Origin of the sequence: Rubeoparvulum massiliense, assembly GCF_001049895.1 — a bacterium.
Taxonomy (GTDB): Bacteria; Bacillota; Bacilli; order Rubeoparvulales; family Rubeoparvulaceae; genus Rubeoparvulum; species Rubeoparvulum massiliense.
Window position 1 is genome coordinate 878,356 of record NZ_CVPE01000006.1, and the last position, 21,740, is coordinate 900,095.

Consider the following 21,740-nt stretch of genomic DNA (forward strand, 5'->3'; position numbering starts at 1 on the left):
TTGATCTATCATAAACCATTCTCCTTAAAAAACAAAGGCGACTCATGGCCGCCCTTGTTCTATTTCGCATATTCAATTGCTCTTGTTTCACGAATTACCGTTACCTTGATATGACCTGGATAATCCAATTCATCCTCAATGCGTTTGGCAATATCTCTTGCAAGTAAATATGCGTTATCATCAGTAATCTCATCTGGTTGAACCATAATACGCAATTCCCGACCAGCTTGGATGGCATATGATTTTTCAACACCTGTAAAGGATTCTGAAATCTCTTCTAGCCGTTCCAAACGTTTCATGTATGTTTCTAACGTCTCTCTTCTTGCTCCCGGACGTGCTGCGGATAAGGCATCAGCTGCTGCAACAAGTACAGCAATTACAGATGTTGCCGGTACATCCCCATGATGGGAAGCAATACTATTGATGACGACTGGATGTTCACGATATTTCTTGGCCAGTTCTTCCCCAATTTCCACATGAGAGCCTTCCACTTCATGATCTAAAGCTTTGCCAATATCATGGAGAAGCCCTGCCCGTTTAGCGAGTGCAATATCTTCGCCTAACTCTGCTGCCATCATGCCCGTTAAATACGCAACCTCCATGGAATGCTTGAGAACATTTTGACCATAACTTGTACGGAAACGTAGACGCCCCATGATTTTGATTAAATCAGGATGCAATCCATGTACGCCAGTTTCAAATGTGGCCTGTTCACCGTACTCGCGTATCCTTTCGTCAACCTCTTTTCTTGCTTTTTCCACCATCTCTTCGATCCGTGCAGGGTGTATCCGACCATCTGCAACCAATTTTTCAAGTGCTGTCTTCGCAATTTCCCGACGAATGGGATCAAAGCCTGAAAGAATGACAGCCTCAGGCGTATCATCGATAATTAGATCGATCCCCGTAAGTGTTTCCAATGCACGAATATTCCGTCCTTCACGGCCAATAATTCGTCCTTTCATCTCATCATTGGGCAATGTGACAACTGAAACGGTTGTTTCAGCTACGTGGTCAGCAGCACAACGCTGAATCGCATCAGTAATAATCTCTTTTGCTCTTTTATCAGCCTCTTCTTTAGCCTTCTGTTCAATATCCTTTAACATAATGGCCATCTCATGTTTTGCTTCTTGTTCCACATTGGTTAGAATAATCTGTCGTGCATCTTCCTCTGTTAAGCCAGAAATTCGTTCTAGCTCCAAACGCTGTTGGTCGATAAGTTCTTGAATTTGTGACTCTTTTTCTTGAAGTAAGTGCTCTTGATTCGTAAGCTGACTCTCCTTCTCTTCGAGGCGATCCAACTTTTGATCAAGGGTTTCTTCCTTATTAACCAACCTTCGTTCCAGCCGCTGTACTTCACTCCGTTGTTCCCGGATATCTCTCTCTGCCTCTGCTCTCAGTTGATGAACCTCATCTTTCGCTTCAAGAATCAATTCCTTCTTGGTTGCTTCCGCTTCCAAGCGAGAGTTTTCCAGAATTTTTGCCGCTGCTTCTTCAGCACTTGAAATTTTTGCTTCGCCGATTTTTTTCCGAATTAAATATCCGATACCTACACCAACAAGACCGGAGGCTATGACGGAGGAAACAATGATAATTGTATTCATTCCTCTCTCACCTCCTTGCTACATTCAATTGTCAACATGGGGGAAACATCCCCGCGAACAAACGAAAAGTATTACATTTACAAGTATTAGAAAATGTATAATTGTCTTTTAAACAAATATACTATTTTATTGTATCTATATGATCCCATTCTTGTCAAGAAAGCCATTCCTCATTCGACGATCCTGCCATTTCCTTTTCTAAATCTGTGAGAGCACGTTGAATGATTGAATAAGGGAAGCCCTTTCCTTGTAAATGGCGAATAGTCTTTATTTTTGCCCCTTTCCACCCTTCAGAATGGGGATCCTGCTTCCCTAATCTCTTCATCGCCAACTTCTTACACGCTTCTAATTCCTCTTCCTCTAGAATCTGAGCAAGAACTTGAGAAATGATTTCCCCGGAAATGCCTCGTTGCTTCAATTCTTCAGCCAAAAGATAACGACCGCGTGGCCGTACACGAAGACGCTCATTCACAAACTGCTTCGCATACTCCTCATCCTGGATATAGCCATGTTGTTCCAATTGTTCTATCGTGTTTTCTATGGTTCCTTGCGAGAATTCCTTCTCTCGTAAATACTTACGTACCTGAGCAGCTGTCCTAGCTTGGAATCCTAAATAATAGATGGCCATGCGTTCCGCTCGATTACCTTCAACAGCAAGTAATAATTCCCTCTTCACATCCTCGTTTAATACCATACCTTTATGTATCTGCATTCTGACTAAAATATCTTCATGCACAGTAAGCCAGTATTCCCCATCTAAGTCCAGATCATAATGCGCTTTCTCTGTAGAGGAAGTTGAAACTCTGGTTATGAGATAAGGCATTGATTCACCCCCAGATTCAGATAAAAATTAGCCTATAGCATATTTTAAAGAAAAATACGCTATAGGCTGACATTACTATATTTTTAAGTAGAGTTCGTTTACATTAATTACTCTTCATCAATTAATTGAGCCTTGGGATCTTCCTTCTTGCCATCCTTTGCTGCGGCTGTCTCAACGGGTAAGCCATAATGCTGACGGATCTGCATCTCGATTTGTTCCATGATTTCCGGATGTTCTTTCAGATATTGTTTCACATTCTCTCGGCCTTGACCTAAACGTTCGTTATTATAAGAATACCAAGCGCCACTCTTTTGAACCACATCGATATCTGCACCCATGTCCAGAATACTACCTTCTCGGGAGATACCTTCACCGAACATGATGTCTACCTCACATTGCTTGAAAGGTGGTGCTACCTTGTTCTTCACCACTTTAATCTTGGTACGGTTCCCTACTAATTCCTCACCTTGCTTCAAGGATTCCATGCGTCGTACTTCAAGACGAACAGAGGAATAGAACTTCAGGGCACGACCACCAGGTGTAGTTTCCGGATTACCAAACATAACACCCACTTTTTCCCGAATCTGATTGATGAAGATAGCGATGGTCTTTGACTTATTGATGGCACCAGATAATTTCCGTAAAGCTTGGGACATTAAGCGTGCCTGTAAGCCAACATGGGAATCACCCATTTCCCCTTCGATCTCTGCTTTTGGCACAAGTGCTGCTACAGAGTCGATAACAATGATCTCAATAGCACCACTACGAACGAGAGCCTCAGCAATCTCCAGCGCTTGTTCGCCTGTATCGGGTTGCGAAAGAATTAACTCATCCACATCCACACCGAGCTTCTCCGCATAGTCTGGATCTAAGGCATGTTCCGCATCGATGAAAGCGGCTTGACCACCACGGCGTTGCACCTCGGCAATGGCGTGCAATGCTACCGTTGTCTTACCAGATGATTCTGGACCATAGACTTCAATCACGCGCCCACGAGGATATCCACCTACACCTAGGGCAATGTCCAACGCTAATGAACCACTAGGAATTGTAGAGACAGAGGGACGTCCTCCATCTCCCATCCGCATCACTGCTCCCTTACCAAACTGCTTCTCAATTTGGCGTAGAGCCATCTCTAGAGCTGCTTTACGATCTGCAGACACAATACACTCTCCTCTCACTCATCCCATTACTTCCATGAGAACATCTACGATCATCATACATGTTTTTTTACATGAAAACAAGTAAAAACGCGAACGTTTATTCGTAATTTTTAACTAGAGATTTTTTGGCCTTTAATTCCTTGATCTCTGTTTGTTTCAAGGGTGGGCTGAGATCCTTTGCTGCGGGATGAGTAGTTGCGGCGCTCTTGATGTGGCTTCCGCTCTTGTGTTTTGCGTTCCTGCGGCTTCCGATCATCTTTGTGAGTAGTATGTGCTTGGTCACCTTTGTGATTGTGTAATTTTTGACCATCGTTTGATTTGGGTAGTCTTGGTTTCGCAGGTTCGATATTGATGCGAATTCCTTGTAGACGACCGGATCGTAAGGATTCATAGACAAAAGGTGCTACCTCTTCTGCAACCTCAATGAAAGAGAATTTCTCAAAAATATCAATGCGCCCTACCTCTTTAGCGGAAATGCCAATCCGTTCATTTAACTGTGTCACCAGTTGCTGTCTCTCTAATTTTACATTCTTACCAACATTCAGGAAGAAACGCACCATTCCTTTAGAAGCTCCGGTGTCACCAAACTTATAGCCTTCATCGATACTATCTGGTTGGGTAAATGCTAATTTTATTGCCACAGCAGCTACTTCTAGTGGAGAATGCTGATGGGATAGATCCTCCACGATCTCTTCGAAGGGTTCTAAATTGCTCCGCTCACTCAGAGCATCGAGAATCCGTCGCTTCCACTCTTCTTGTAATTTCTCTGTTACCTGTTCCTTAGATGGTAATGCCCGGGCATTGAGCTCCACCTGTGTCTCTTTTTGAATCATATGCAGATGTCGCATTTCACGGGGTGTAACAAACGTCAAGGCAATGCCTTTTTTACCTGCACGACCAGTTCGACCAATCCGATGAACATAGCTTTCTGGATCTTGTGGAATATCATAGTTGATTACATGGGATACATTATCAACGTCAATTCCACGAGCAGCCACATCGGTGGCAACCAAAATTTCAATCTTACCTTCACGGAATTTCTTCATCACACGATCGCGCTGTACTTGGGAGAGATCGCCATGTAAACCATCGGCTAGGTAACCACGTGCTTGTAAGTTCTCTGTTACTTCGTCAACGTTTTTCTTTGTACGGCAGAAGAGAATTCCAAGCTGAACACCTTCGTCGTCGAGAACACGACATAGTGCATCAAACTTATCTTTCTCTAGCACACGATAATAGACCTGCTCAACCAATGGCGTTGTAACTTCACCACGGCTTACACTTACAGATTCTGGTTCTTGAAGATAACGCTGTGCTAATCGTTTGATCTCAGGTGGCATGGTTGCCGAGAAGAGCATGGTCTGGCGATGTACAGGGGTGTAAGATATGATCTTCTCAATATCTTCGATGAAGCCCATATCCAACATTTCATCGGCTTCATCCAGTACGAGCATCCGAACATTATCAAGGCGTAATGTTTTACGATGAAGATGATCAAGTATTCGTCCTGGTGTTCCAATTACAACCTGTACACCTTGACGAAGGGCACGAATCTGATGCTCAATGGATTGTCCGCCGTAAATGGGCAATGTACGAATCTGTTTATACTTCGCAATGCGTCGTAATTCACCGCTTACTTGAATGGCCAATTCTCTTGTTGGTGTTAAAACCAGAGCTTGAATGCGCGGAGCAGGTGTTGTCCGCTCAATCAAAGGGATCCCAAAAGCAGCGGTTTTACCAGTACCTGTTTGTGCTTGTCCGATAATATCCTTACCTTCTAGGATATGAGGGATAGAGACTTGCTGAATGGGAGATGGCTCTTCAAATCCCATATCATAAATGGCTTGCTGTATATCCTTGTGTAAATGAAATTCTCGAAAACTACTCATAAATATATCCTTCACCTTTCTGTCTTACTTGCTTGAAGTACCATGGAAAGTGCATGCTTTGCAGCTCGTATCCGAATCTCTTCACGAACGCCAGCAAGATGCAGTGTATTCACAGTGGTCATTTTTCCTCTTTGAGCTAAACCTACATAAACGAGACCTGGATCCTTATTTTCCGATGGGGCAGGTCCTGCTACGCCTGTGATCGCTAAGGCATAATCAACCTGAAGGAGCTTACAGGTATTTTCTGCGAGGGTCGCAGCAGTTTCAGCACTCACCGCGCCATGGACTTGCAGAATCTCCGCAGGAACACCACAGATGCGTTCTTTTACCTGATTAGTGTAACAAACGAAGCCCCCTTGGAAAACCTCTGAGCTACCCGGTATATTGGTGAGCATTTCTGCCAGTAATCCACCTGTACAGCTTTCGGCAACAGCAAGGGTACGCCCCTTTTTCGCCAATTGATGAATAACTACCTCAGCTAGATCTTCATCCTGTGCACTATAGAGAAATACCCCTACACGTCGGATGATCTCCTGCTCCACTTGAGCCATAAGACGTTCAGCCTCATCAATGCTAGCGGCAGATGCGGTAAGACGGATCTTCACTTCACCATCATTCGCTAACGGTGCTAAGGTTGGATTAGTTTGAATACTGATAAGATCCTGTAATTCTGTTTCCAATTGGGATTCTCCGATCCCAAAGAAGCGAAGCACGTGGGAATGAACGACGCCATTCTCTTCCTGCTGAAGAAGAAACGGTAGCGCTGAATTCATAAACATGGGCTTCATCTCACGGGGAGGTCCCGGTAATAAAGCATAACGAATCCCATTGATTTCCAGACCCATCCCACAAGCTAAGCCATGGTTATTGAGAAATACCGTAGTATCTTTAGCTGTCAATGCCTGCTTACGATTATTGGGCGTCATTGGACGACCTGTCTTTTGAAAATAAGAAGTAATTCTCTCTTCGGTCTCTTTATCATATTGCAAGGGGAGACCCAATACCTCCGCAACTATCTCTTTGGTGAGATCATCTTGGGTAGGACCTAAGCCTCCAGTAAAAATAATTACATCGGAGCGCTTCTGTGCTGTGAGGATAACTTGACGTAACCGCTGAGCATTATCCCCTACAACGGTATGATAATAGATTGGAATACCGTGAAGTGCACACTGTTGTGAAATAAACTGGGCATTGGTATTGGCAATTTGCCCCAACAAAAGTTCTGAACCAACAGCAATAATCTCACCTTTCATATGGGCCCACCTTCAGTTAATTTCTTATTCTCGAATGACATCTTTATTTTTCACAAGATAATCCACGCCAGAAATAATTGTCATGACTAAAGCGATCCAGAGCATGAGCTGATCGAAGGGAATACCGATTAAGGAGAAAGGAAAATTATCAAGAATTAGGGCGGATACAGCAACGATCTGGGTAACGGTCTTCACTTTTCCCCATTTACTAGCTGCAATTACTTTACCAGTAATCGCTGCCATACCGCGTAGACCTGTAATCGCAAATTCCCTTGCCAAAATCACAATCACCATCCAAGAAGGAACATCGCCTGTCTCAACTAATGCAATCAATGCCGCAGAGATCAACAGCTTATCTGCAAGGGGATCAAGAAATTTGCCCAAATTGGTCACTTGGTTATGCTTCCGAGCATAGTAGCCATCCAGTCCATCCGTACTAGAAGCCAGAATGAAAAGTAAGGTTCCAATAATCTGGGTAACAGAAAGTATTATTTCTTGGGTGACTTCAATCTTGCCCCATGCAAAGTCAACGAGGATAAAGAGCACAACAAGCGGAATTAACATGATGCGAGTAATTGTAATTCGATTAGCTGTATTCACGCTCACATAGCCTCCCCAGCTAAGTCATAATCAAAACTGTGAGTAATGCGAACAGGTACGATACTTCCTAGAGGGCCTGAATAGCCACTCACATATACTTCACCATCAATTTCTGGTGCATCATATGGAGAACGACCAATATAGACATGATTCCGTCCATCATAACGCTCTAATAGTACAGGAAGAGTTCTCCCCACAAGGTGACTGTTCCTCTCACCCATAATCTCTCGCTGTACTTCCATTAAAATGTTTGCACGACGTTCCTTCACATCCTCAGGAACCTGTCCATCCATCAATGCAGCAGCAGTTCCTTCCTCCTGTGAGTAAGTAAAGACACCAAGGCGATCAAATTTGAGCTCTTTCACAAATTGGAGTAGTCTCGCAAAGTCTTCCTCTGTCTCACCTGGAAATCCCACAATAATTGAGGTACGAATGGCCACATTGGGTATGGATTGACGAATTCGCTCTACTAATTTGCGGATATTACGTTGTCGTCCAGGACGTAACATGGCTTTCAAGAGGTGATCCTCTGAATGCTGCAGAGGCATGTCAATATAAGGGACTACCTTAGGATTATTGGCAATCTCTTCTATCAGTTCATCTTGAAAATATCCAGGATAAGCATAGTGTAGACGAATCCACTCAATCCCCTCTACGTGAGAGACCTCTTGAATCACTTTGTGTAAACAGAACTCGCCATAAAGATCTTTCCCATAGTAGGTTAAGTCTTGAGCAATCAAGCAAACTTCTTTTACACCTTGAGCAGCTAGCTGCTCTGCTTCTTCCACAATGGAAGGGATGGAACGACTTCGAAATTTCCCACGTAACTGAGGAATGATACAGAAGGTACATTGATTATTACATCCTTCTGCAATTTTTAGGTAGGCAGTATAAGTGCCCTCTTTCACCGCACGTTGACTCACTTGTTCGTATGCAAAAACCGGGTTCCCTACATAGATAGGCTTAGTTCCAGCAAGAGCTTCCTTCACAATACTAACAATGGAAGTAAAATCGCCTGTCCCTACAATGCCATCGATTTCCGGCATCTCCTTCATGAGCTCTTCCCGATATCGTTGGGTTAGACAACCTGCAACGATGAGAGCTTTTAAGGAACTAGAAGACTTGTAATCGGCGATCTCTAGGATGGTATTCACCGATTCTTCCTTTGCAGCATCGATAAAAGCACATGTATTCACAATTGCTACATCTGCATCTGCAGGTGTATCCACCAAGGTCCAATGATTCTTCTCGATCAAATTGGCCATGATATTGGAATCAACCAGGTTTTTTTCACATCCCAACGTTACGATGGCAACTTTTACTTGTTGTAACGAATTGGTCATGTTTGTCCTCCATTTACCTAAAGCTTAATTGTTTCACGTCCTAAAGTATAGTATACCAAGCGTATTATAGCAAATCATTTGCACCGTAAACTACCCTATCTTCTTGATGTTTATAATAAAAAAAGCCATGTCCTGCGATGATGACATGGCCTTCTTATCTATTGTTTGGAGTTCTCTTCATCAGGTACAAGCTGAAAATGCCAGTACGTGAGATTAATAGGCATGGCTGATGTATCAATGGTCACACCATTTACGGTTAACTCAATCTCTTTGGCATTACCCAGATGGAAATATGCGGGGCTTCCTTGAGGAAAGTCAAATGTGTAGCTCTGATTTTGCTTTGCGGTGAAGCTATCCTCAACAGATTTTCCATTCTTTCCTTCCTTGATTGCCATCCATACATCTCGGAGTGTTGGTTTCAATACCACTTGGATCTGATCCGCTCCATGAACCTCATAATAATAATTCTTATCCTCTTGCTTAGCCAATTGAACCGTTACAGGTAGGGGCTCTTCCTTTACGACCTCTTCGTTTTTTGGGGCACTTGTTTCTTTTGGATCATCTTTTGTATAGTTTTGATAGGACATGGAGCTCGGATTCGTTTGTTCCGATGTTACCGTTGATTCCTTTTGATTTTTATTCAATTGCCCGAGGTCATCGGCATAATAGTAAATCACGCTGCCGACGATCACAAAGAAGAGAATCACTAGAAATCTAGGGATCCATTTGCCATCAATGGAGGATAACCAAGACTTTTTTGGTGGCGTAACATACTCAAAATCCTGCGGCTCATCATGGATATCTAATTCTTGAGCATACTCTTGAAATAATGGAGTGATCGGCAAACCCAATACCTCAGCGTAGCTTTTCACAAAAGCCCGTATGTAAAATTTACCAGGTAATACTTCGTATCTTCCTTCTTCAATGGCTTGAAGATAGCGTTTTTGAATTTTGGTCTTCTCTTGGATATCATCCAAGGTAAGCCCTTGTTCAAAACGTGCTTGTTGTAAGATATGGCCTAATTCAGACAAAATTCACTCCCTCCTTAACTGAGCTCATATGAAGAAATGCCTTCTTTAACATGGTGATAATCAATGGTTTCATCAGGATGGTTACGCAACTCGATAACGTACGAAAAATCCTTCAGGGAATACTCTGTACGTTGGACAAAGATATCCGGATGCTCAACTACGATGGGTGCTGGCAAATTCATCACCTGCCGCATCAATTGGTGGTGTTCTTCACCTGCACGCATGGTGGAAACAACACCATCAATCATGTAGACATGATTCGGCCTAAGCTCTTCTTCTAATAAATCAACCCGGATGGTTTGTCGAATGAGGGTAGAAGAGATTAGAATCCAGCGCTTATTCGCTGCAACGCTGGCAGCGATCATCGATTCTGTTTTCCCGACACGAGGCATTCCCCGTATTCCAATGAGTAAATTCTCCTCGCTTTGTAAAAGCTCTGCCATAAAATCAATGAGGAGTCCGATTTCATCTCGGGTAAAGCGAATCACCTTTGCATCTATTCCATCTTTTTCCACAAAAGTTCCGTGGCGGATCGCTAAACGATCGAACAGTGAAACTGGATGTAAAGCGGTGACAGTAATGGTGGGCATATGATGTAACACTTCTGCAAGACGGTTCATCTGGTCTTCATCATTACATTCTAAAAGGAAGGCGCGTTTCTCATCACTAACGCCATTGATGGTACGAATGTTAATGGAGAGCATTCCTAGTAACGTTGTAATATCTCCCAATAAGCCCGGCCGATTCTTTGTTATGGAATATTCCAAATACCATTCCATCCCCATTCGCTCCTTACATGGCAATTACCGACCGAAAATGTACACAATGACTAAGGATTATTATTCGTGATGCGATTCCCAAAATCCTTTCTAGTACCAAAATTCTACAACATTTTTCATCAAATGTTAACATTCATTTTGCAAATAGAAAAGAAGTCCTCCCGTGATTGGAAGGACCTATTGGGCATAGTTAACGATCGTGGCTAACGTACTTTACCATCAAATTGGCTAAAACCCGTTGTTCATCCTCATCGCCAGCGTCCCATAGTTCCTTAAGCAGACGCTCCTCGCCATTCTTAGGATCAACTTGCTCAGCCAAATAATCGCCAATATGATAAGCTGCATTGCTCATAATATCGCTATCCATGCCTGACTTTTCTGCTTGTTCGACACGTTCTGACAAAAATTGCTTCCAGCGATCAAACGATTCTAACACTGACATTCATCTTTTCCTCCTTACTGAGCTAAGATCACTTTTACTATCTCTCAGTTGAAGGATTTCTATTCATAATTATGGTGTAAGCCACCCGCCATTGATATGAAGCACTTGTCCTGTGATATAGGCAGATTCTTTTTGCATTAGATAGCAGATGAGGGAGGCAACCTCATTTGCTTTGCCAAGGCGTCGAGCTGGTATCTCCTCGGAAATCGTCGTCAGTTCTTCATGACTGAAGCGTTGCATCATCTTCGTCTCAATGGCACCTGGTGCTACAGCATTCACTGTAACTCCACTGGATGTCACCTCTTTCCCAAGGGCTCTAACTAACCCATTCATTCCGGATTTTACCGCAGAATATGCAGCCTCATATGCAGCACCTTCCGTTCCCCAAATGGAGGATAGATAGATGATACGCCCAAATTGCTGCTGAATCATCCAAGGGAGAAGAGATTGAATCAACATGAATGGTGCTGTTAAATGGAGCATTAATAGCTCATCCCATTCTTCCATGGAGAGATCCTGTAGCATTCCATACTGATCCTTCCCAGCAGCATAGACCAGTCCTACTGGATGAGGGAGCTTCACTGCTTCTGCTAAATTTAGCACACTGGCCTTCACTGTCAGATCTGCTTGATGAAGGAGCACTTGAACACCCATATCTCTACAACGTGCTGCAATCCGTTCTACAGCCTCTTTATTCTGATGATATTGAAGATGAAGATGATAACCATTCTGAGCTAACCGTAATGCTGTAGCAGCTCCAATTCCTCCACTTGCTCCTGTGACTAAGACCCATTCTTCCATCAACCCTTCCTCCTTCTGTTTTTACACTCTAAATCAGCAGTTCCATAAAGTAAAACTGCTTAATGATCTGAAAAAAGTCAATGGCTGCTGCCAATGACTTTTTTCAGATTCATTTTGCTTGTAAAGCATCATTGTCCCTTAATATAGGGTTGACCATCTGCTGCTGGTGCTTCTGCTTTTCCAACAAAGCCAGCCAATACCAGAATGGTTAAGATATATGGGAACATGTAGACGAAGTCTGTAGGAATATATTGCGTCCAGCCATAAATCTGTAGAATGGAGTTGAGACCTTGTGCAATTCCGAAGAAGAGCGCTGCCCACATGGCACCTACAGGATGCCACTTTCCAAAGATCATCGCTGCCAATGCAATAAACCCTTGACCAGATACCGTATTATGAGCAAAGTTTCCTGAAGTAGTTAAGGTGATGGTAGCCCCACCTAAAGCAGCGAGCGCACCGCTGAACATCACAGCAATATAACGCATCCGAGACACATTGATCCCTAATGTATCAGCAGCGGCAGGATGCTCACCTACAGAACGTAAACGTAAGCCAAATGGTGTTTTATAGAGTAAATACCAGGCAAGAAAAACAATAACAAATGCGATGATACTGGTTGGGTAGAGGATGAAGAATGCCTTCCCAATATAAGGAATATCAGATAGAAGTGGAATCTCTACCTTACTAAAAACAGTACTTAACGTTTTTGTTTGCTTGGACCCACCAAAAAACTGCATAACCATGAAGATGGAGAAACCAAGGGCTAAGAAATTGATAGCCACACCACTTACCACCTGATCAGCATTAAAGGTAACGGAAGCAACGGCATGCAATAGTGAGAAAAGTATTCCCAGCAATACAGCGGCCAATAAGCCAATCCATGGTGAGTATGCTGCACCCCCCGTGGCATCAGCAACGAAATAGGTGACAACAGCGCTCGAAAATGCACCAATGACCATTAACCCTTCCAAACCAATGTTAACCACACCTGACCTTTCAGAGAAAACACCGCCAAGGGCTGCAAAGATGAGGGCTGTGGAAAAAACAATGGTACTCTGTATTAAGCTGGATAGATCGGATAACCACTGAATATCACTCACCTGTAACACCACCTTCACCAAGGTCACCCTGCTTCTTACCTTTTAGCTTCTTAAATGGCATACTCAAGGCCTTGATCACTGCCTTCACCATTGGTGATGCAGCAACGAAGAAGATGACGGAAGCAATAATGATTTTGATCATTTCCGGTGGAATTTTAGCCACCGCATCCATGGTATTGGCACCATATTTTAAGGCACCAAAGAGCATCGCTGCTAAAACCACACCAATCGGTCCATTGGTTCCAATCAACGCCACAGCGATTCCATCAAATCCAAAGCCAGGTAGACCGGCATTCAATGCCCAATATCCATAAACACCAAGGGCTTCACTGGCACCACCTAGTCCAGCGATGAATCCAGAAATGACCATCGCTTTGACGATATTGGCTTTCACATTCATCCCAGCATATTCTGCTGCATCAGGGTTGAATCCTACTGCCCGTAATTCATACCCTGTTCTGGTCTTCCAGAGAATTAGATAGAAGACAAATGCCATGAGAAGAGCAACAAAAATACCCGTATGTAAGCGAGCTCCTTCAAAAGTATCGCGTAACCAATCATTATAGAGGAGTGCAGAATCTTGAACACGCTCGGATCGCTCAGATGGTCCTTTTAAATAATAACGGATCCAGTAGTTCGTAAAATAAAGGGCAATCCAATTCATCATAATGGTAGTAATAACCTCATGAACACCACGCCATGCCTTTAACAAACCGGGGATGATGCCCCAGATTGCACCGAAGATTCCACCCATTAATACTGCTAAAGGTGCATGGATATACATGGGCAATCCATCTAAGGTGATCCCAATCCAGACAGCGCCCAGTGCACCTACCACAAATTGACCTTCCACACCGATATTAAAAAGGCCTGTTCGGAAGGCAAATGCCACGGCAAGACCTGTAAAGATCAAAGGTGTGATGGCACGCAATGATTCACCCACATTATAGATATTACCAAACACCCCATCTAACAATGCACTATAGGCACGGATGGGATTATAACCTGCCAAAAGCATAATGATTGCACCAAAGACAAGACCCATAATGATGGCGAAGATAGGGATGAGAACATTATCAGAGACAAACTTCCGATAGAGAAATGAAGTAACCCGATTCATTATGAAGCATCCCCCTTCCGTTCCACTGTTCCACCAGCCATCATCAGTCCTAGTTCTTCTTGCGTCGTCTCTTTCGGGTCAACGATCCCTACGATCTTTCCTTCAAATATTACGGCGATACGGTCTGATAAGTTGAAGATCTCGTCCAATTCAAGAGAGAGTAACAATACAGCTTTTCCATGATCACGTTGTTCAACGAGTCGTTGATGAATATACTCGATGGCTCCTACGTCCAATCCCCGAGTAGGTTGCGCTGCGATGAGTAGATCAGGATTCAAATTAACTTCCCTCGCAATAATCACCTTTTGCTGATTTCCCCCAGAGAGGGACCTGGCAAAATAGTTTTCACGGCGAGGACGTACGTCAAACTCTTCCATCAGGACCTTGGCATCTTCCTTCACTTTACCGTAATCAATGAAGCCACGATGATTATATGTAGGACGATAATAAGATTTCAAGACCATATTCTCAGCCACGGTAAAGTTTAGAACAAGGCCACGTTTTTGACGATCCTCTGGAATATGACCCATACCATCCTCAGAAATCTTCCTTGGTTTTTCATTAAGTATACTTTTTCCTTTTAATAAAACCTGTCCTGACTTTGCCTTACGTAAGCCCGTTAAAACATCGATGAGTTCACTCTGACCATTTCCATCTACACCAGCAATCCCTAAGATTTCACCAGCATGCAATTCGAAGGAAATCCCTTCTAAGGCAGGAATGCCACGATTATCATCTGCATATACCTGATCCACTACCAGAATTGGTTCTTTTACTTGAGCAGGTTGCTTATCCACTGTAAAGCTTACCTGACGGCCAACCATCTTAGCAGCCAAATCAGCTTCATCAGTCTGCGAGGTTTCAATCCGATCAATCATCTTACCGCGGCGAATGATGGTGACTGTATCGGAGATTTCCATAATCTCCTTCAGCTTATGGGTAATCAAAATGATGGATTTGCCTTCATTAATAAGGTTACGCATGATCTGCATTAATTCCTGGATTTCCTGTGGTGTTAATACAGCAGTGGGTTCATCAAAAATAATGATATCAGCGCCACGATAGAGCGTTTTCAAAATCTCTACCCGTTGTTGCATACCTACAGAGATATCTCGAACCTTGGCAGTAGGATCAACTTGTAAGCCATACCGTTCCGAGAGCTCACGGACTTCACGTTCAGCTCGTTCATAGTCAATCTTTAAGCCAAACCATTTCTTTGGTTCCGATCCGAGAATAATGTTCTCCGTCACTGTAAACGGTTCCACAAGCTTGAAATGTTGGTGAACCATCCCGATCCCCAGCTGATTAGCATCATTGGGATTGCGGATTGCGACCTTTTGACCTTTGATATAAATTTCACCAGATGTTGGTTGGTACAAGCCAAAGAGGATATTCATCAACGTGGATTTTCCAGCACCGTTTTCGCCAAGCAAAGCGTGGATCTCCCCTTGCTTCACGATCAGATCAATGGAGTCATTGGCGGTAAAATCGCCAAACTTTTTCGTTATCCCTCTCATTTCAACTACATTCATACCGTTACCTCCATTGGAAATCGCTTACGATGAACCAAATTTATTACATTGCAAGACAAGGCTAGCGCCCTGCTAGCCTTGTCTGCACTTGCTCATCAGGTTCTTCTTAGCGATTATTCAAGCGTTTCTGCAACAGTAATTTCACCGTTAACAATCTTTTCTTTATAGCTTTCAACTTCTGCTAGAACATCTTCTGAAATATTTGGGTTTTCAGCAGGAAGACCTACACCATTTTCGGCTAAGCCTAGGTGTACAACTTCGCCACCATTCCATTTGCCTTCGCTTAGATCCTTAGATACTTGGTAAACAGCTTCATCAACGCGTTTTACCATGGATGTTAAAGTAACTTCATCACCAAAAGTGATGGATTGGTCACGGTCTACACCGATAGCCCATACTTTTTCGCCTTTATCACGACGTTCTTTAACTTCACCGAATAGACCATCACCAGTTGCACCAGCTGCGTGGAAGACAATGTCAGCACCTTGGTCAAACATGGTTGCAGCAGCTTGTTTACCTTTATCAGGCGCATTGAATGCACCTGTATAGATAACGATTGGTTGAAGATCAGGGTTCACAGCTTTAACGCCTTGAACAAAGCCTGCTTCGAAACGTTTGATAACAGGAATTTCCATACCGCCGATGAAACCGATCTTACCTGTTTCTGTCATCTTAGCAGCAACAACACCAACAAGGAAGGAACCTTCTTGTTCCTTAAAGAGAACTGGTGTTACGTTGGCAGGAATATCGCCGCTCAAGTCAGAGTCGATGATCGCTAGCTTAGAGTCTTGATTTTGGTTAGCAACGTCACGGATGGAGTCTTCCATCAAGAAACCGATACCCCAAGTTAAATCCTTACCCTCTTTAACGAAACGGCTTAAGTTTGGTACATAGTCAGCATCAGATTGTGATTCGATGTAGTCAACATTGATGCCAGTATCGGCATTCAATTGTTGTAGACCTTCCCAAGCACTTTGGTTAAAGGAGTTATCATTGACACCACCAAGGTCAGTAACCATGGCAACATTCAATGCTGTCTCTTCTGCTGGTTGCTCAGCAGGTTGTTCTGCTGGTGTTTCTTCTTTTGGTTCTTTTGTTCCTTCATCCTTCGTACCACATGCAGATAACACCATAGTCATCGCTAAGGTTAGGACGAGGAACAGTGTAAGCCACTTGTTCAACTTCATTTTTTGTCAACCCCCATTTTTTACTTTTTAGAGTGAAATGACCTGTTCAATATGTAGTTTAAAAATAGCACAAGTCACCCCTCCATCCATGATTGTAACACAATTTCACAATAAGTTTAGCAAGAAAATGCGCAACTTTTGTCAAATTGATACATATTCATCATAAATGAAAATCATATCAGATGGAATATCCTGTTTTAATTTTACATGGAATGGATCTGATTTTGATCAGGACGTGGGACTAAAACTTCCCTGGGTTTACTTCCTTCATAGGGTCCCACCACATTCTGGGCTTCTAGGGAATCCATGAGACGGGCAGCCCGGGTATAGCCAATGCGCAGACGCCGTTGCAGCATAGAGACAGAGGCACTCTGCGCTTCAATCACAATGGAACGAGCTTGTTCATAGAGTTCATCCTCCACCTCAAACTCCACCATCTCTTCGCCAGGTGTAACCAGTAAATCTTCACGATAATGGACATCCTGTTGTGCTTTCACATGGCTTACCAGAGCTTCTACCTCGTCATCTGAGATAAATGCTCCTTGGATCCGAGTTGGCTTCGATTTCCCGACAGGCAGGTAGAGCATATCTCCACGCCCCAGTAACTTCTCTGCGCCACCCATGTCCAAGATGGTACGAGAATCTGTCTGGGATGAGACACCAAAAGCGATCCGCGACGGTATATTGGCCTTGATCACACCGGTAATGACATCAACCGATGGGCGCTGTGTCGCTAAGATAAGATGTATTCCTGCAGCACGAGCCATTTGTGCGAGGCGTGTGATCGCTTCCTCTACATCACCTGGTGCCACCATCATCAAATCAGCTAACTCATCCACAATCACCACAATATAGGGTAAAGGTGAGCCTTCCTCATGCTGCGTCACCCACTCATTGTAACGGTCAATATCACGAATTCCTGTTCTAGCGAAGAGCTCGTAGCGCTGCTCCATCTCTTTCACAACTTTTTTCAAGACCATGGCAGCCTGCCTCGGATCAGTCACCACAGGTGATAATAAGTGAGGGATCCCATTATAAACCGTTAGTTCAACCATTTTGGGATCGACGAGAATTAATTTCACCTCATTGGGCTTTGCTTTGTAAAGGAGACTAGAGATAATCCCGTTAATACAGACACTCTTACCACTCCCTGTGGCTCCTGCCACCAATAAGTGGGGCATCTTGGTTAGGTTGCCTACCACAGGTTCACCTGAAATATCCCGACCTAAGGCGATGGAAAGGCGAGAGGTAGACTCCTGAAAGACAGGAGATTCTAAGACTTCCCGTAACCCCACAATGGCAATCTCCTCATTGGGCACCTCAATGCCTAGGGCAGCCTTCCCGGGAATAGGTGCTTCAATCCGGATATCCTTCGCTGCCAGTGCTAAAGCGATATCATCGGTGAGACTCACAATTCGGCTTACCTTAACCCCTAGCTCAGGCTGTACCTCATAGCGCGTCACAGCAGGGCCACGATGAATTTGGGTAACATGGGCGCGAACCCCAAAGCTATCCAGCGTACTTTCTAGCTTCTTCGCATTGCGCTGCATCACCTTATGATATGCTGAGTCTTGATTCGTCGAACGAGTCTGTAGAAGGGAAAGCAATGGGAGCTGGTAGCTTTCATTCACCGGTTCTTCATGTGGGAATGGAAGCTCACCATCTTCTCCTTTCCAATTATTGCTGGAGGGATCATGGTTTTCCTTAATCGGTGTATTCACTGGTGCAGCTGGCTCCTGTACGGGGAAACGAACCTTCAATTGACTGCTTCCTGGTTCACTTACGATTTCCATCCCATCATGCTCATTGTTGGAGGATGTCATTTGCATGAAATCATGAATAACTGGTTCACTCTTTTTCTCCCCTTCATGTGGAGAGATATTCTTCTCTTCCTCATGTGAAGTAGGGAGTGATTGATCCCCGGTACTAGATCGCTCATTGACAAGAGAGACCGCTTGATTTAGACGACTTAGAACCAATTTATTTGTTTTGCTAAGACGAGCTTTAATACGTCGGAGTAGATCTACAAAAGAACGGCCAGTAAATAAGAGAAAGCCACTGATGAGGAGGAAGAGCATAAAAATGACAGTGCCTGCAGTCCCCAATAAATAGGTAAGGCCTGCATAGCATACACCACCAATTAAGCCACCTCCCACCTCAATTGGCTCAGCTAACATCGCCTGTCGCCATACCTGATCCCAGGTTATATGAAGTATAGGTAGCTCCCCGAATTCAGCAAAAATGGTCTGGATAAAAATATGGTGATTGTAGAGCAAAATACTAAGAATAATAAACAAGGCTCCAGTCCAACGCATCGACCAACGTTGCGGCCAATGACGTTTCACCATCACATAAACAGCAAGGATAATCAAGAGTATGCTAGGGATAAAATCCCAATTACCAACGAGCATACGAGAGAAAAAGGCTAAAGACTGACCAACTGATCCCGAATGCGCAAGGGTAATCATGGCAATGAGTAGCATCAATAAACCATAGATTTCATATTTTAAGGTGTCTAACCCTTTTTGTTGAGCCTTTTTCCTGCTCCTACGAACATTCTTCTTCATCTCTCGATCCTCCAAACTCCCAAGTATCCCATTTCTTTATTATACCATATTTTTTTCCACTCTTTACGTTAGCTCGTCCACATCATGGATCGCTCTCCACCCAACTGGCGGGAATCCTTGTACCTGGTTGAAGTGCTGGATGAAGATAGTCCTCAAGGCTACCATTAATTAGCCGTACTAGTTGGTATTGCCTTGGCGCAATTTCTTCCACTAATAGCATCCTTCCACCAACACTTACTTCCTGTAATACGCCTCCACCTGCTTGATATCCTTCAAAGATCTTCTCTACGGGAATGACAGAATGGATAATCAATGTTCCTCCCCCTTCCCCTGCTGATGGTATTGCTGAATCATCTGCTTTAGCTCTGTTAGTGCCTCACCAAGCCCTCCAACACGATCAATTAATCCAAGCCGCACAGCATCTACACCGATCACGTTGGTGCCAACGTCCCGTGTCAATTCTCCGGTTTTGAGCATCAGGCGTTTAAAATCCTCCTCTGAGATGGAGGAATGACGTACAACAAATTGGATGACGCGATCCTGCATCTTATCTAAGTATTCAAAGGTTTGCGGTATTCCGATCACCAAACCAGTAAGACGAATGGGGTGGATGGTCATGGTTGCTGTCTCTGTAATAAAAGAGGATTTACCGCTCACAGCAATGGGCACACCAATACTATGACCTCCTCCTACTACTAGTGTGACGGTGGGTTTGGTCATAGAGGCAATCATCTCAGCAATGGCTAACCCTGCTTCGACATCACCACCTACGGTATTCAAGATGATTAAGACTCCCTCGATCCTCGTACTTTGTTCTGCAGCAATGAGCTGCGGTAGAATATGCTCATACTTGGTGGTTTTATTCTGTGCAGGCAAATTGAGGTGACCCTCTATTTGACCAAAAATACTGATACAGAAGATGTTGCTCTCAATACTGGGTATCTTACTGGCCTGCCCCAATTCTTGTAATGTCGCTAGAGCTTCACTGCGATGATCAGGCGTAGGCTCGCCCTGGGGTGGGGACGGTGACTCATGTTGGTCTTCATCTCTCTCCGTCTCTCTCTCCTTCTGATCATGCTCTTGTCGCATCATCATCACCTTCTCCTTTCTGCCAAATGTAGTATGTGTAAACCAAAGGTGATTCATTCAAATTCTAGTATTATTGGAAGGATATATCCTGTAAAAGACAGATTTTTGAATGATTCATGAAGATTTGACGAAAAGTATATCTTATATGCTCCTAGTGTGGTTAAGATATAGAAGGATTGAAAGCAAGCTCACCGTTGAGATAAGTATTATGGAGACCATGCAAAGGGAGGTAATACAGATGAATATGATGCATGGAAATAACCAAGGCACTAAGACATTTACACCACGCTTGATCTTTTGGGAATTGACAGAAGGCTGTAACTTAAAATGTAAACACTGTCGCGCAACTGCACAACCACAACGTAATAAGGATGAGTTGAGTACAGAGGAAGCTTATGAAATCATCAATCAAATCGCTGAGCATTATCATCCTATTTTAGTACTCACAGGCGGGGAACCTCTCTATCGTCCGGATATTTTTGAAATCGCAAGCTATGCCAAAAAGAAAGGTCTCACCATTGCACTCGCCTCTAATGGCACACTGATCACACCAGAGATTGCCCAACACATTCGCGATGTTGGTTTTGATCGGGTGGCCATCAGCATTGATGGAGCTTGTGCCGCAACCCATGATTCCTTCCGTGGTATTCCTGGTGCATTCGAAGCAGCACTCCGTGGAGCTCGCAACCTGACGAATGTCGGTGTACCATTCCAATTTAATACGACGATTACGAAAAACGATGTAAATGAGCTGGAAGAGATCGTCCAACTAAGCTTACGTGAAGGTGCTGCAGCCCTCCATCTATTCATGCTCGTACCTGTAGGCTGCGGTGTGCAAATTGCCGATGAAATGATGCTACCAGCTGATGAGTATGAACGGGTATTGCGCTGGTTCTATGAGCAATCCCAAATTCATAATCTAGAGATTAAAGCCACCTGTGCTCCCCACTATTACCGCATCATGCGCCAAGTAGCCAAAGAACGAGGAGAAAAAATTACCTTCGAGACCCATGGCATGTCAGCAGTAACCAAGGGATGTCTCGCTGGAACAGCCGTTGCTTTTATCTCTCATAAGGGTGAAGTACGCCCCTGTGGCTATATGCCTTTGACTGCTGGTGATTTGAAGGAGCAAGATTTCCATACGATCTGGACTGAATCTGAACTCTTCGCAACATTGCGTGATCCTAATAAACTAGAAGGAAAATGTGGTGTTTGTGAATATATCAATGTCTGCTCCGGCTGTCGCGCCCGCGCCTTGGCAGAAACAGGAAATGTTGTGGCTTCTGAGCCCTACTGTATCTATCAACCTAAGCGCTGGGAAGAAACATCTGAAGTTTAAGACGTTTCCTCTCAATATTAGAAGAAAAAAAGCCAGAATCCTTGTAAATAAGGAATTCTGGCTTTTTGCTGCGTTGATTGC

19 protein-coding genes are annotated in these 21,740 nt (G+C 43.8%); 1 reads left to right on the plus strand and 18 read right to left on the minus strand.

Annotation, left to right across the window (positions count from 1 at the left end; genetic code table 11):
* Positions 1 to 59: 59 nt before the first annotated feature.
* From rny to BN1691_RS12115, 18 genes are all read right to left on the minus strand, one after another.
* Complete coding sequence (gene rny, locus BN1691_RS12030; protein ID WP_048602430.1) at positions 60 to 1,601, minus strand: ribonuclease Y; 1,542 nt, start codon at positions 1,599 to 1,601, stop codon at positions 60 to 62.
* A 154-nt stretch (positions 1,602 to 1,755) separates the two neighbouring features.
* The gene (locus tag BN1691_RS12035; protein ID WP_048602431.1) at positions 1,756 to 2,424 is read right to left on the minus strand and encodes a RecX family transcriptional regulator; all 669 of its coding nucleotides are present in this window, start codon (positions 2,422 to 2,424) and stop codon (positions 1,756 to 1,758) included.
* A gap of 107 nt (positions 2,425 to 2,531) precedes the next feature.
* Positions 2,532 to 3,557, minus strand: coding sequence for a recombinase RecA (recA, locus tag BN1691_RS12040; RefSeq protein WP_048602834.1), 1,026 nt, complete (start codon positions 3,555 to 3,557; stop codon positions 2,532 to 2,534).
* A gap of 140 nt (positions 3,558 to 3,697) precedes the next feature.
* Positions 3,698 to 5,476 carry a DEAD/DEAH box helicase gene (locus BN1691_RS12045; RefSeq protein ID WP_076850187.1) on the minus strand — a complete coding sequence of 593 codons (1,779 nt, stop codon included), beginning with the start codon at positions 5,474 to 5,476 and terminating at the stop codon, positions 3,698 to 3,700.
* Positions 5,477 to 5,487: 11 nt separating this feature from the next.
* On the minus strand, positions 5,488 to 6,729 hold the full coding sequence (locus BN1691_RS12050) for a competence/damage-inducible protein A (protein ID WP_048602432.1): 1,242 nt from the start codon (positions 6,727 to 6,729) through the stop codon (positions 5,488 to 5,490).
* A 24-nt stretch (positions 6,730 to 6,753) separates the two neighbouring features.
* Positions 6,754 to 7,329, minus strand: a complete 576-nt coding sequence (gene pgsA, locus BN1691_RS12055) for a CDP-diacylglycerol--glycerol-3-phosphate 3-phosphatidyltransferase (RefSeq protein WP_048602433.1) — start codon at positions 7,327 to 7,329, stop codon at positions 6,754 to 6,756.
* Positions 7,330 to 7,331: 2 nt separating this feature from the next.
* Positions 7,332 to 8,672, minus strand: a complete 1,341-nt coding sequence (gene rimO, locus BN1691_RS12060) for a 30S ribosomal protein S12 methylthiotransferase RimO (protein ID WP_048602434.1) — start codon at positions 8,670 to 8,672, stop codon at positions 7,332 to 7,334.
* Positions 8,673 to 8,830: 158 nt separating this feature from the next.
* Entirely contained in the window at positions 8,831 to 9,703 is an 873-nt protein-coding gene (locus tag BN1691_RS12065) for a helix-turn-helix domain-containing protein (RefSeq protein ID WP_048602435.1), read from the minus strand.
* A 14-nt stretch (positions 9,704 to 9,717) separates the two neighbouring features.
* Entirely contained in the window at positions 9,718 to 10,482 is a 765-nt protein-coding gene (locus tag BN1691_RS12070) for a DUF3388 domain-containing protein (protein ID WP_390621642.1), read from the minus strand.
* 190 nt (positions 10,483 to 10,672) lie between these two features.
* The gene (locus BN1691_RS12075) at positions 10,673 to 10,924 is read right to left on the minus strand and encodes a DUF3243 domain-containing protein (protein ID WP_048602437.1); all 252 of its coding nucleotides are present in this window, start codon (positions 10,922 to 10,924) and stop codon (positions 10,673 to 10,675) included.
* Between the two features lie 69 nt (positions 10,925 to 10,993).
* Entirely contained in the window at positions 10,994 to 11,725 is a 732-nt protein-coding gene (gene ymfI, locus BN1691_RS12080) for an elongation factor P 5-aminopentanone reductase (RefSeq protein WP_048602438.1), read from the minus strand.
* Between the two features lie 128 nt (positions 11,726 to 11,853).
* Positions 11,854 to 12,816, minus strand: a complete 963-nt coding sequence (locus tag BN1691_RS12085; RefSeq protein ID WP_048602836.1) for an ABC transporter permease — start codon at positions 12,814 to 12,816, stop codon at positions 11,854 to 11,856.
* A 1-nt stretch (position 12,817) separates the two neighbouring features.
* Entirely contained in the window at positions 12,818 to 13,945 is a 1,128-nt protein-coding gene (locus BN1691_RS12090; RefSeq protein WP_048602439.1) for an ABC transporter permease, read from the minus strand.
* Entirely contained in the window at positions 13,945 to 15,477 is a 1,533-nt protein-coding gene (locus BN1691_RS12095; protein ID WP_048602440.1) for an ABC transporter ATP-binding protein, read from the minus strand. The genes BN1691_RS12090 and BN1691_RS12095 overlap by 1 nt, the downstream gene beginning before the upstream one ends.
* A 113-nt stretch (positions 15,478 to 15,590) precedes the next feature.
* Positions 15,591 to 16,658 carry a BMP family lipoprotein gene (locus tag BN1691_RS12100; protein ID WP_048602837.1) on the minus strand — a complete coding sequence of 356 codons (1,068 nt, stop codon included), beginning with the start codon at positions 16,656 to 16,658 and terminating at the stop codon, positions 15,591 to 15,593.
* Between the two features lie 209 nt (positions 16,659 to 16,867).
* Complete coding sequence (locus BN1691_RS12105; protein ID WP_048602441.1) at positions 16,868 to 19,231, minus strand: FtsK/SpoIIIE family DNA translocase; 2,364 nt, start codon at positions 19,229 to 19,231, stop codon at positions 16,868 to 16,870.
* Positions 19,232 to 19,313: 82 nt separating this feature from the next.
* Entirely contained in the window at positions 19,314 to 19,544 is a 231-nt protein-coding gene (locus BN1691_RS12110; RefSeq protein ID WP_048602442.1) for a YlzJ-like family protein, read from the minus strand.
* Entirely contained in the window at positions 19,541 to 20,323 is a 783-nt protein-coding gene (locus BN1691_RS12115) for a ClpP family protease (RefSeq protein ID WP_147545876.1), read from the minus strand. The genes BN1691_RS12110 and BN1691_RS12115 overlap by 4 nt, the downstream gene beginning before the upstream one ends.
* A gap of 235 nt (positions 20,324 to 20,558) precedes the next feature.
* Here BN1691_RS12115 and BN1691_RS12120 point away from each other — a divergent pair, with 235 nt between their 5' ends.
* Entirely contained in the window at positions 20,559 to 21,659 is a 1,101-nt protein-coding gene (locus BN1691_RS12120) for a radical SAM/SPASM domain-containing protein (RefSeq protein WP_048602443.1), read from the plus strand.
* The last annotated feature ends 81 nt before the right edge of the window (positions 21,660 to 21,740 follow it).